Source organism: Fulvivirga maritima (assembly GCF_021389955.1).
Lineage (GTDB): Bacteria > Bacteroidota > Bacteroidia > Cytophagales > Cyclobacteriaceae > Fulvivirga > Fulvivirga maritima.
Genome location: NZ_CP089980.1, coordinates 4,943,467 through 4,956,097 on the forward strand (window position 1 = coordinate 4,943,467; position 12,631 = coordinate 4,956,097).

Genomic DNA, 12,631 nt, shown 5'->3' on the forward strand with positions numbered 1-12,631 from the left:
CAAAAATAAAGTGGTTTTCTTCTAATCTGGAAAAGTGAGCCCTCTATGGACTAAATAAAGGGTATTGATTGGTTTTATATATTGTTTTTTGAAGTTCTAGGTCTGGATTGTTTAGAAAGCGGGTAAGGTGAACATAGGCCATCAAGTGAAACCTTACCAATGAGACCATATTAGAGAAGGCCCATCTTTTTTTGATCTGTTTTCGGACTACTTCCATCAATAATAGACAGATCAGGGCACTCCAAATTTGGATCTCAATAGCATTTTGGTTGTCCCCCAGAAAATATTTGAGAGGAAAGTTCTGCTTCAGCTTTTTAAATAAAAGCTCTATCTGCCATCGGTATTTATAAATGGCCGCTATTGTGGCTGCTTCCAACTCCATATTATTGGTCATAAACACTAATAATTTATTATTGAGGTCATCATAATAGGCTATTCTTCTATTTTGAAGCTCTTGCACTTGTCCATCAGTCTTGAAACTGATAACAACTTTTTCATCCTTAAGTACACAAAAGTCTTTATCTTCAGGCAGTTCTAGCTCATCTATTGATTGATATCTGGCATTTTCCTTCATTCTAGTAATGTAAAATATCCCTTGATGACTCCATTGTGCGTATTGTCTATAATCGATATACCCTTTATCCATCACCACATAGGATCCTTCTGGGAGTTGTAATTGCTTTAAAAATGTATGATCATGCTGACTTCCCTTGGTCAACCGTACTAAACATGGCATTAATTCTGCCGCATGAATCATTACATGAGCTTTAATGCCTCCCTTGCTTTTGCCATCTTTTCTAGGGCGTCCTGCTACCTTGAGAATATCTTTAAACAGACTAATAATCGTTGAATCAACAATATAAAGTTTATTGAGAACTTCCATTCTCAAGCGGCTGTCCGGCAAAAGGTGCCGATACTTTTTAAACAATTTCATGTAAATGTCTGCAAAGACTATACTACTGCGTTTTTTGTTGCTATCTGATAAAGTGGAACGTCTGGGTATAAATTGAATACCTAAATGGATCAGCTTGTTTTGGCAGGCCAAAAGCCCCGTAGTAAGCTCTCTGAGAGCACTTGCCCCACTGAAACAGCAGTATAACATGCTTACTAGGTGATGCCAAGTATTCAATTTCTTGTAATATCTGTCAGATTGGTATTTTGATATTATTTGATTTAACACCGATTTATCTATCAGCGATAATAGTTGAGAAAAGATTGGCTGTCCGTAGAAATATGTATTTTTACTCATGTGTGATTTTTTGTTGTGGTAAACCGAAAATACACATTATGGGGCACTCTTGAAATTATTCAGAGGCCCCTATCTTTTTTCTCGGACACTAGTGATTTTTAATGAAGAAACTTCAATTAACCTTATTAGGAATGTTAACGTGCATTCTTACTCACGCACAAATTACAGTTCCATCTCCAAGTCCCGCAGGCTCAGTGTATTCTAAGGTAGGACTTACTGACGTAACCATTGATTATCACAGACCTAAAGTGAGAGATAGAATCATTTTTGGTGCAGGAGAAGAGGCATTATTGCCTTACGGAAATTTGTGGAGAACAGGAGCAGGTAACGGAACCATACTCACCCTTTCTACTGATGCTAAAATAGCTGGTAAAGAAGTGAAAGCCGGTAAGCATTTAATATTAACCATTCCTGAAGAAGAAGATTGGACCTTCATTTTGTACAGTGATTTGGATATTGATGGCGCTAATTTGAGCGGTAATTTCACTGAAGATAATGTAGAATTAAAAACTACAGTTACAGCTACTACACCTGCAGAAGAGGTGCAGTCTTTAACCTTCCAAATAAGTGATATTAGTGATGATAACACTACAGCTAATATCGTTTTTTCTTGGAGCGACGTGCGTTTTGAGGTGCCAATAGAAGTGTCTTTTGATGACATTGTGCTTCAAGATATTGCCAATAAAACAGTAGTAGAACCTATTAACTACATAAGAGCGGCCAGCTATTATTACACCTATGATAAAGACCTGGATCAGGCTCTGACATGGGTTAATACTTACCTTGATATGGAAGGGCATGATACTCATTTCTGGTATATGTACCTGAAAGCTCAGATCTTGGCCAAGTTGGGTAAGAAAAAAGAAGCCATTAAAACTGCCACACGATCAATAGAATTGGCCGAAAAAAGCCCAAGAGGAGATTTAGGTTATACTAAGAAAAATAAGGCTTTAATCGCCTCTTTAAAGTAGTAAATAATCAATTTCATTAATCTGGTTTGAATTTCTTAATTATTGATTTGAAGGTTATTAACCTTTGTTATGCTATGTAGCGGAATTTTGTATTCATAATAAGCAAACAAAGAAGTGATCATGGAAAATTCAGAACAGAACGATAAAGTAGGGATTTTAGAAACACTAAAATCCGGCGAGTTGGTAAAAATGGATCATCCTGAAATAGGGCATCTGGCAAAGATAGCTACTGATGCCTTTAAGATTTTGGAAGAATTCAATCGTACTTACGACATTCCAAAAGCAAGGTCCATTTTTGGTAAGCTAATAGGTAAAACGCTGGATGATAGTACTACCGTTTACCCTCCATTTTACACTAACTACGGAAAAAATATATCACTCGGAAAAAGGGTGTTTATCAATCACGCATGTTCTTTTCTTGATCTCGGGGAGATAGTAATAGAAGATGAGGTAATGATAGGCCCCAGAGTGAATATCACTTCAGAAAACCACCCGGTAAAACCTGCGGAGCGTAAAGCCTTGGATCCCGCCAAAGTGACTATTAAGAAGAATGCATGGTTAGGAGCTGGAGTAACTATACTGCCTGGTATTACGGTAGGAGAAAATTCAGTAGTTGCTGCTGGTGCGGTAGTTACTAAAGATGTGCCTGCCAACACCGTGGTGGCCGGAGTACCTGCTAAAGTGATAAAAGAAATAGATTAATAATTTGAAAAACTAATAAATACAATGGCCTTATTAGATGATTTGAACTGGCGTTATGCCACTAAAAAATACGACACAGAAAAAAAAGGTTTCTGATGATGATATCGCTAAAATAGTAGAAGCAGCTAGAATGGCACCTTCTTCATATGGTATTCAGCCTTGCAGAGTAATAGCAGTGAGTAATCAGGAGCTTAAAGAGAAAATGGTGCCTGTAGCCTGGAATCAAAAAATAGTTGCAGAGTGCTCTCACGTGCTGATATTTGCCGCATGGGATAAGTACACTTCTGAGCGTGTTCATAACATTTTTGACTATACTACAGACCAAAGAGGAACGCCAAGAGGATCAGCCTTTGGTTCTCATACAGAAGCAATAGCTAATTCGCAGATAGAAATGACTGATGAAGAAGCATTGCAAGATACTTCACGCCAAGCATGTATAGCTTTTGCTATGGCTATAGCTCAGGCTGCAGAGCTTAAAATAGATAATACGCCTATGGGTGGTTTTACTAATTCAGAAATGGATGAGCTTTTAAGTCTAAATGAAAAAGGCTTGAAAAGTGTTTATATGCTCGCTTTAGGGTATAGACAAACAGAAGGAGACTGGTTAGTAGATCTAAAAAAAGTAAGAACTCCTACTGAGGAATTTCTTATTGAAATGAAATAAACTGGTATTGGCTTTTTAGTCAATAAAATATTTCCTTAAGCAATTGGAGTGTCAGGTGCTTGGCATATAGTGGTCTGGCACTCCATGGTATTGAGCCTGATAACAAGTTTATAACCTTAATAGATACTGATTTATTATAAGCCGCTTAATCTCCATCAAACCTAATTCATTCGTCAGAATCGAAATAATAAAGTCAGTTTAAAATACAATAGTCATTTATAACCACCGGTAGTCTGTACTTATCAAGTGCAGGGGTGGGATTGCTAGATCAAAAAAATAATGGAAATAATTAAAGATAAGTTTTACGAAGGGGAGAGGCCTCTTTATGCGGCTAAAGATGTGCGTTTAGAGAACGTAAAGTTTTACCCGGGAGAGTCTGCGCTTAAAGAAGCTAGTAACATAGAGGCTGATAACTGCTATTTTATGGGTAAGTACCCTTTTTGGCACAATGAAAATACAGAAATAAGAAACTCTCTGTTTACGGTATATGGAAGAGCAGCCATTTGGTACTCTAAAAACATTAGAATGTATGATACGGTAGTAGAGGCTCCTAAAATGTTTAGAGAAATTGACGGCCTGTATCTGGAAAATGTGAAATTGCCTAATGCCGGTGAAACTTGCTGGAACTGTAGAGATCTGGAATTGAAAAATGTAGAGGCATATGATGCTCCTTATATTTTCATGAACAGTCAAAATATTAAAATTGAAGACTTCAAGCTTAGAGGAGATTACTCTTTTCAGGATGCTAAAAATGTGGTTATAAGAAATGCCCATTTAGATTCTAAAGATGCATTTTGGAAAACGGAAAATGTTACAGTATATGATTCTGTAGTAGATGGAGAATACCTGGGTTGGCATTCTAAAAACCTTAAATTTGTTAATTGTAAAATTAATGGTACTCAGCCGTTTTGTTATGTTGAAAATCTCACATTAGAGAACTGTGAAATGTTGGGTAACTGTGACCTTTCGTTTGAATATAGCACAGTAAATGCTGATGTAACTACACACATTGTAAGTGTGAAAAATCCTATGGGTGGCGTTATTAAAGCGAAGAGCATAGGTGAGATTATTATGGATGAAAACGTGAGGAAACCAGGAGAATGCAAAATTGAAGTGCTTGAAAATCAGAAATAATGAAATATAACTTTGATAAATCTGTGGATAGGCGTAATAGTAACTCTTACAAATGGGATGCTAATACCGCTGAAGATATCCTCCCTATGTGGGTGGCTGATATGGACTTTCGTACGGCAGAGCCTGTAATAGAGGCTTTGACTAAAAGAGTACAACATGGAGCTTTTGGATATACTAAAGTGCCACAGGCTTATTTTGATGCTGTTACCGGCTGGTTTGAAAGGCGGCATAATTTCAAGTTTAAAGCAGAATGGCTATTGTATACTACCGGAGTGGTTCCGGCATTATCCGCAGTAATTAAGGCACTGGCTCAGCCTGGTGATCAGGTGATAGTACAAGGGCCGGTGTACAATTGCTTTTTCTCTTCTATTCGTAATAATGATTGCGAAATGGTTTCTAATGATTTAGTATATGCCAACGGCACTTATAGCATAGATTATGATGATTTAGAACAGAAAGCAAAGAACCCGAAGGCCAAGTTAATGCTTCTTTGTAGCCCTCATAACCCGGTGGGTAGAGTGTGGACTAAAGAGGAGTTGGTGCGTATAGGTGAAATATGTATTAAAAATGATGTGACTATCATTTCTGATGAAATTCATTGTGATCTGGTATATGAAGGTCATACGCATATTCCTTTCGGTTCTATTAGTGAAGAATTTCTAATGCATTCGGTTACTTGTTCTGCGCCAAGCAAAACGTTTAACCTGGCAGGGCTTCAGGTGGCTAATATACTGGCTGCTGATGCTGAAATGAAAAAGAAAATAGATAAGGCCCTTAATATTAATGAGGTTTGTGAGATCAATCCTTTTGCAGTAGAAGGGCTCATAGCTGCTTATAATCAAAGTGAAGATTGGCTCGATCAGTTAAGACCTTATCTGAGAGAAAATTACCTCTATCTAAAAGGCTTTTTTGAAGAGCATCTGCCGCAGTTTCCGGTATTACCATTAGAGGGTACTTACCTGGTTTGGGTAGATTGTGCTGTGCTTAAAAAGAAATCAGAAGAGCTATCAAAAGAATTGGTAGAAAAGGTGAAGTTGTGGGTTAATGAAGGTACACTTTACGGAGAAGCAGGTGAGGGATTTTTACGTTTCAATATTGCCTGCCCTAGGGCCCGCATGATTGAGGGGCTCAAGCGATTTGAAGAAGCCTTTGGCACAGTAAGAGGTTGATGCCCAAGCAAAGGATAGTTGCTTTTCTTGTAGAGGCTGGGAAATGATTTTAGCTTCACGAGCCTTCTGGTTGGCTAGTCTTACAAGTCATGAATTAGATACTTTTAAATTAACAACTGTGCCTGCCTATGTTTGGTGGGCATTGCTGTATCTGGTCACTTTCGTATCGATGTTGCCTTATTTCGCGGTTGTTTGTATAGTGCTAAGTAGTTGCCATGCTCCAAGAAATAGGTTTGATATTTATTGTCAGCGGTATTGTAGTAGTGCAAATTTCGAATAATCTCTAATAGCCTTCAATTTCTTATAATGGTTAATGGAATGGTGAACGTATAATGAGTTGATGCTGAGATTCTTTTAACTAATAATTCGCTGAATTACTGCTTAAATACCGGCTTGTTTTTATAAAAATTAAAGCATGTTTGATTTTTATAACTTTTGGTTTGGATTTTATATAAACTAAAAAAGAATATAGTAGTTTATATAAGTGAGGTTTCACTAATGAAGCTTCAGAGTTTTAATCAAAAGCGAATAAAGATGAAAGTATTAATAATAGGAGCAAATGGTAAGGTGGAAGAAGAATCGCTCAGCAAATGAGCGAGGCAGAAGGGTTTGAGCCCACCGCATTTATAAGAAAGGAAGAGCAGAAAGATTATTTTGATTCCATTAATGTCCCATCTATTGTAGAAAGCCTTGAAAGTACTGAAGAAACTATTTCTGGAGCCATTAAGGGCTTTGATGCTGTAGTGTTTTCTGCTGGTTCTGGCGGGTCAACCGGTTATGATAAAACCATTGAAATAGATCTTTATGGAGCGGTGAAAAGTATTAATGCAGCAAAAACAAACGGTATAAAAAGGTTCGTTATGGTAGGAGCGGCATTTTCTGATGTGCCTGCTTATTGGTCAGACACTATGAAGCCATACTATATCGCTAAACAATTGGCCGACAAAGAATTGATAAGAAGCGGTTTGGATTATACGATTTTAAGGCCTGTTAAACTTACAGACGAAGATGAGCCAGGTAAAATAACTATAGAATCAGATCCATATCAGTTAAACAAAGAAATACCTAGATCGGCTGTAGCTAAAACAGTTTTAACTGTGTTGCCAGATGAAAGCTCATATGGTAAAATTCTAGAAATGAGTGAAGGTAATAAAGAGATAGAAACAGCGATAAAAGAATTTGTATGACAGGTTTATGGCAACTTTAGGTTGCTCATTTAGTCAGTACTACTGAATGTAAATGTGCTAAAAACTTAAAGTTGCCTTTTTTAATCTGCTGCTGACATTAAACTTCACTTTTAGGTTTGAATTTATTAGTAATTGATTTGAAATTATTACAAACTTTTAAGTGATTGAAGAGTTTAATATAGTATAGGTTAATCGCGAAATAATACAAGGAAAACAAAACCCTAAACAGCTAAATATTTATTAACAAAAAACAAAATACACTATTAGAAGAAAAATATAAATTAAATAACGGAGTAGAAATCCCAAAATTAGGTTACGGAACTTGGATGATTGATAATGCTGATGCTCCGGATGCAGTAAAAGAAGCTTTAAAAATAGGATACAGACATATTGATACCGCTCAGGCTTACCAAAACGAAAGCGGAGTAGGAAAAGGTATTAGAGAGTCTGGTATTAACAGAGAAGAGATATTCGTAACTACCAAATTAGCTGCAGAAGCTAAATCTTACGATGAAGCCAAAAAAGCTATTGAAGGTTCTCTTGTAGCACTTGACTTGGAATATATTGATCTAATGATTATTCACAGTCCTAAACCATGGGCTAAATTTGATGGAGAAGACAGATTCTTCGAAGGAAACCTGGAAGCATGGAAAGCGCTGGAAGAGGCTTACGAAGCAGGAAAAATTAAAGCTATTGGTGTATCTAACTTCCAGATAGAGGATATTGAAAATATTGTGAATAATGGTAAAGTAAAACCTGCTGTTAACCAGATTTTAGCTCATATTAGTAATGTGCCTACAGAGCTGATCGAATTTGCTAAATCAAATGATATCTTAACAGAGGCATTCTCACCAATTGGTCACGGAGAGTTATTTAAAAACGAAGAGATAGAAAAAATCGCTAAGAAATACGATGTTACTATCCCTCAGTTGGCCATTAGATATGACTTACAATTAGGTCTTCTTCCACTACCTAAAACAGGTAATCCTGATCATATGAAGTCAAATGCAGATGTTGACTTTGTGATTTCAGATGAAGATATGGAAACATTAAATAACCTGGAAGAGATCAAAGATTACGGTGAAGCAAGTAACTTCCCTGTATTCTCAAAATAAGAAACTACCACTAAATAAGTACACAAAAAATGATTGAGTTACTGCGGTTCTGACTTTGAGCCGTAGTAACCTCTATGATATAATTATGTATTTGTCAGTGATATTAAGTATAAATTAACCCTGATTATGCATTAGAAAACTAAAAGTTTAGAAAATCCTTCGATAATTGTGTAAAAAGATCGATTTTGATGAGGTATAAAAATCACCAGAATGGTTACTCAAAATATAGGGTCTTTACCCATTGAATATTCCTCCAAGCCAGTGACACCCTTTGGAGGGATGAGTTTAATGAAACGATTTATCGATCAGGTAGGGATACGAGAAAAATTAGCCGAACTGGCACTTCCATCTCCTGGTTCTAACCGAGGGTATGACCCCAAGCAAATCGTAGAGAGTTTTTGGCTGAGTATCTGGACAGGGGCTAGTAGATACATCCATTGTGACTGGTTGAGATATGATACTGTTTTACAGTCAATTTTTGGATGGGATGGTATGCCTAGCCAAAGTACCTACAGTCGTTTTTTTGGAAAATTCTCTCAATCCCTAAACAACGAAGTATTTCCAGAGCTTCAACAATGGTTCTTTGACCAGCTCCGTTTAGGAGCACTCACCATTGATTTTGATAGTACTGTGATCACTCGATATGGAGATCAACAAGGGAGTAGTAAAGGTTATAACCCCAACAAAAGAGGGAGAAATTCACATCATCCTTTGATGGCCTTTGTGAGTCAAACCAGAATGGTGGCCAATGCATGGCTCAGGCCAGGCAACACAGCGGCCAGTAGTAGTTGCAGGGAGTTCATGGAAGAAACCTTTAAGCACGCCTTGGCAGGACAAAAAGTAGGTCTGGTAAGGGCCGATAGTGGTTTTTACAACGAAGAAATCATGTCATATCTAGATGAAGAACTCATCAATTACATTATGGCTGTACGCATGTACCCCAATGTAAAAAGCGAAGTTTGGGGACTTAAAGATTGGGTCAAACTGGCAAAGGGAATAGAGCTGAACGAGATGGTTTTCAGTCATGAAAACGGTAAGCCAAGACGATACATTATTGTAAAAAAGCAAGTTGACATCAGGCCACATGCAGGAGGCAAGGAACTTTTTGAAGATCAGCCTGGCTATCGATATAGTTGCTATGTGACCAATATGGATTTACCTCTGGATCAGATTTGGAACATGTACAACACCCGCGCCGATTGTGAGAACAGAATTAAGGAATTGAAACAAGATTTTGGGCTTGAAAATTTTTGTTTACAAGATTTTTGGGCAACAGAAGCCTCCTTTCGCTTTATCATGGTGGCTTACAATTTGATGAGTTTATTCAGGCATTTTGCGTTGAACCATCATCGAAAAGCAACCCTATCAACCCTCAGATCCTATTGCTTTGCATTAGGAGCCTGGACAGCAAACCATGCTAATAAAAAGGTTTTAAAAATCTCATTACCCTCCAAAAGAAGACCCTGGATGGAGGGAATATTCTTGAACATATCGTCTACTAGTCCTCCTTTTGATTATTCTAATGAATAATCCGGGATTAATTTCAAGAGCAGCATGATTATTTAACCAAAAAATCTACTGCTGTAGGAGGAGAAAGAGATGAAAAAATCATTAGAAGGAAAAACAGCAATAATAACAGGCGCTAGCAAAGGTATAGGAAAAGCCATTGCAGAATTGTTCGCAGAAGAGGGCGCCTCTGTAGTATTAACTGCAAGAAAAGAAGATGAACTGAACGAAACTGTAAAAGGAATTACTTCAAAAGGCTACCCTGCACTTGGTGTGGTGGCTGACGCAGGAGATCCTAAATCTCCAAAAGAAGTATTTGACAAGGCTATTGCCGAGTTTGGGCAAGTAGATATTCTTGTAAACAATGCCGGATTTGGTGAGATGGCCAGTATAGAAGAAACTACTGATGAGCACTTTGAGAATACCTTACAGGTAAACTTATTCGGTGTGTTCAGGTATAGTAGAGAAGCTATACAGCACTATATACCTAGAGGTAAAGGTGTTATCATAAATATATCATCAGTTAATGGTAATAAGCCTGTTAATGGAATATCATACACCACCAGTAAAGGAGCGGTTAATACCATGACTAAGCATTTGGGTATGCGCTTCGCAGGTACGGGCATTCGTGTTAATACTATTGCTCCTGGTGTTACCGTGACTGATGCTTCTAAAGCTTGGAAAAACGGAGAGCAAGAAGGTGGAGAGGAAATGATGAAAGTGACACAAAAATATGTAAATCTGGAAGTAGAAGAAGCTGACCCTATAGATATGGCTCATGCGGCTGTTTATTTTGCCAGCGATGTTTCTAGAAATACTACTGGTCAGATTTTGCAAATAGATAATGGTGGATGGCTATAAGCCAACTGCTATTTAGGTGAAAAATGGTAGAGTAACTCAATGGAAAACTTTTATAGACCGATGCTTGTGATAGCATTAGCCATTACTGTTTGTTTAGGCTGTCAACCTGAAGGAAAAACTGATAATGACATCAGTTATATTCAACAGGGAACACTAGCTTCTAAAGAAAATAATACCGGTAATGTGTGGGTGAAAATGCATTTGGAGAGTGACAGTATTTATAATACTATGGTAGTGACTGAAGCATTTGAACTTGGAGCCAGAACTAACTGGCATATTCATCCTTCCGGAGAAATATTGGTTATAACAAAAGGTAATGGTTTTCATCAGTTACGAGGTGGGGAGATGGAAAAAGTGAAGAAAGGCGATGTGATTAAATGTCCTCCCGGAGTGGCTTATTGGCATGGAGCGGATAGCAATAATGTGCTTAGTCACATTGTTGTGGTCCCTAATACTGAGAAAGGAATGGTGAACTGGTTAGAGCCCGTTACTGATGATGAGTATTCACAAGCAAAGCGTTTATAAGGTTTTCTGAGTATGTTTAAAACTAGCAAAGCCACATGGAATTATTAATCGGTTTCATGTGGCTTTTGTTTTTAGCAGGCTTTTCATATGATCATTCATAGGTTAGCTTACCACATTTTAAAGATACACACAATAGCGTCCTAAATAATAAATGAGAGGCCGTGAATTTAGCCTAAAAAGATTATTTTAGGTTTGACTCCAAAAACACACGCCTCTCATGAGTAATATTACACTCTTTTCTCAGATTATTAAAAAGATTGATCGGTCTATTTTCAATAAATTGGTACGGGAAAAACAAGCCGACAAAGGATGTAAGGGTTTTAATAGCTGGACTCATTTGGTATCCATGCTATTTTGCCATTTTGCCAAGAGCACATCGGTCAGAGACATCTCCAATGGGCTTCGTTCTGCAACAGGAAACCTCAACCATTTGGGTGTTAGGAAAGCTCCGTCCAAGTCAAGTGTAAGCTACCAAAACAAGCGTAGAGATGCGGATTTATTCAAAGATCTGTACTATTCACTGCTGAAAAGTTTAGGACAGCAGGCAGCTCTGAGACGGGTAAAACTGAAGGTCAAGGTTCCGGTATACCTGCTGGATGCCACCGTTATCAGCCTGTGCCTTTCGGTGTTTGACTGGGCTACCTTTCGGACAAAAAAAGGAGCTGTAAAAATGCATACTTTATTGGACTATGATGGAAAGCTCCCTGTTTTTGTGAACATTACCGAAGGCAGTGTGGCCGACAACAAAGGGGCTTATGGTATCCCATTGGAGAAAGGGGCAGTGATCGTGGCCGACCGCTATTACAATGATTTTCCGATGATCAACGTCTGGGACAGCAGCGGGGTGTATTTTGTCATCAGGCATAAAAAGAACTTATCTTATACCTCTATCAAAGAACGGGACCTGCCAGAGCACACTGCACAGCATGTGCTCAAAGATGAGGAGATAGAACTGTCCAACGCCCAGTCCAAGGCTAAATATCCAAAAACGCTAAGACGAGTGGTGGTTTGGGATGAGAGAAACGGGCAAACCATTGAAGTCATCACTAACAACTTCAAGTGGGCAGCACAGACCATCGGAGAACTATACAAGGCCAGGTGGGAGATAGAGGTGTTTTTCAGAGATATCAAGCAATTACTGCATATAAAAACTTTTGTGGGCACTTCCAAAAATGCAGTGATGATACAAATATGGACTGCATTGATTACAATACTGCTACTAAAAGTAATGAAAGCAACGGCAAAATATGGCTGGCACTTATCAAACCTAGTGGCCTTTATACGGCTCAATATTTTTGTTAAAATTGAGCTTCAAAAGTGGCTCGACAAACCCTTTGAAGTACATAAAGAACCACTCCTAGATGTGATACAGGGGGATCTATTTTCAAATTAAGTTCAAATTGCAAAGGAAAGATATCTCAACAAAGAAAATTTCAACAAACCAATTTATTTAGGACAGCATTGAGATACACAAGTAAATGAAAGAGCTTTAATCAGCTGCTGAATATCGTGTTTCAGAACCGATTAATGTTTTGTAATAACAAACAA

At 37.9% G+C, this 12,631-nt stretch carries 12 protein-coding genes; 11 read left to right on the top strand and 1 reads right to left on the bottom strand.

The features are described 5' to 3' along the window. Positions 1-43: 43 nt before the first annotated feature. A complete protein-coding gene (locus LVD15_RS20805) occupies positions 44-1,249 on the bottom strand; it encodes an IS4 family transposase (RefSeq protein WP_233776251.1) in 1,206 nt (401 codons plus the stop codon). Positions 1,250-1,380: 131 nt separating this feature from the next. Between LVD15_RS20805 and LVD15_RS20810 the strand changes: the two genes are divergently transcribed. From LVD15_RS20810 to LVD15_RS20860, 11 genes are all read left to right on the top strand, one after another. Continuing rightward, positions 1,381-2,220 (top strand): DUF2911 domain-containing protein, encoded by an 840-nt coding sequence (locus tag LVD15_RS20810; RefSeq protein ID WP_233777132.1) that lies wholly within the window; start codon positions 1,381-1,383, stop codon positions 2,218-2,220. Between the two features lie 120 nt (positions 2,221-2,340). Beyond that, positions 2,341-2,922: a sugar O-acetyltransferase gene (locus tag LVD15_RS20815; protein WP_233777133.1), complete on the top strand. Its 582-nt coding sequence runs from the start codon at positions 2,341-2,343 to the stop codon at positions 2,920-2,922. Between the two features lie 55 nt (positions 2,923-2,977). Beyond that, positions 2,978-3,586 carry a nitroreductase family protein gene (locus LVD15_RS20820; protein ID WP_233777134.1) on the top strand — a complete coding sequence of 203 codons (609 nt, stop codon included), beginning with the start codon at positions 2,978-2,980 and terminating at the stop codon, positions 3,584-3,586. A gap of 279 nt (positions 3,587-3,865) precedes the next feature. After that, positions 3,866-4,720, top strand: a complete 855-nt coding sequence (locus tag LVD15_RS20825) for a DUF3737 family protein (RefSeq protein WP_233777135.1) — start codon at positions 3,866-3,868, stop codon at positions 4,718-4,720. Next, positions 4,720-5,889, top strand: coding sequence for a MalY/PatB family protein (locus tag LVD15_RS20830; protein WP_233777136.1), 1,170 nt, complete (start codon positions 4,720-4,722; stop codon positions 5,887-5,889). Before LVD15_RS20825 ends, LVD15_RS20830 begins: the two co-directional genes overlap by 1 nt. Positions 5,890-6,467: 578 nt before the next feature. Continuing rightward, positions 6,468-7,076, top strand: coding sequence for an SDR family oxidoreductase (locus LVD15_RS20835; RefSeq protein WP_370687429.1), 609 nt, complete (start codon positions 6,468-6,470; stop codon positions 7,074-7,076). Positions 7,077-7,375: 299 nt separating this feature from the next. Beyond that, entirely contained in the window at positions 7,376-8,191 is an 816-nt protein-coding gene (locus LVD15_RS20840; protein ID WP_370687430.1) for an aldo/keto reductase, read from the top strand. A 210-nt stretch (positions 8,192-8,401) separates the two neighbouring features. Further along, a complete protein-coding gene (locus LVD15_RS20845; RefSeq protein WP_233777139.1) occupies positions 8,402-9,721 on the top strand; it encodes an IS1380 family transposase in 1,320 nt (439 codons plus the stop codon). A gap of 69 nt (positions 9,722-9,790) precedes the next feature. Further along, complete coding sequence (locus tag LVD15_RS20850) at positions 9,791-10,558, top strand: SDR family NAD(P)-dependent oxidoreductase (RefSeq protein ID WP_233777140.1); 768 nt, start codon at positions 9,791-9,793, stop codon at positions 10,556-10,558. Positions 10,559-10,597: 39 nt separating this feature from the next. Beyond that, positions 10,598-11,083 carry a cupin domain-containing protein gene (locus LVD15_RS20855; RefSeq protein ID WP_233777141.1) on the top strand — a complete coding sequence of 162 codons (486 nt, stop codon included), beginning with the start codon at positions 10,598-10,600 and terminating at the stop codon, positions 11,081-11,083. A 217-nt stretch (positions 11,084-11,300) separates the two neighbouring features. Continuing rightward, positions 11,301-12,476 (top strand): IS4 family transposase, encoded by a 1,176-nt coding sequence (locus tag LVD15_RS20860; RefSeq protein WP_233777142.1) that lies wholly within the window; start codon positions 11,301-11,303, stop codon positions 12,474-12,476. Positions 12,477-12,631: the final 155 nt, after the last annotated feature.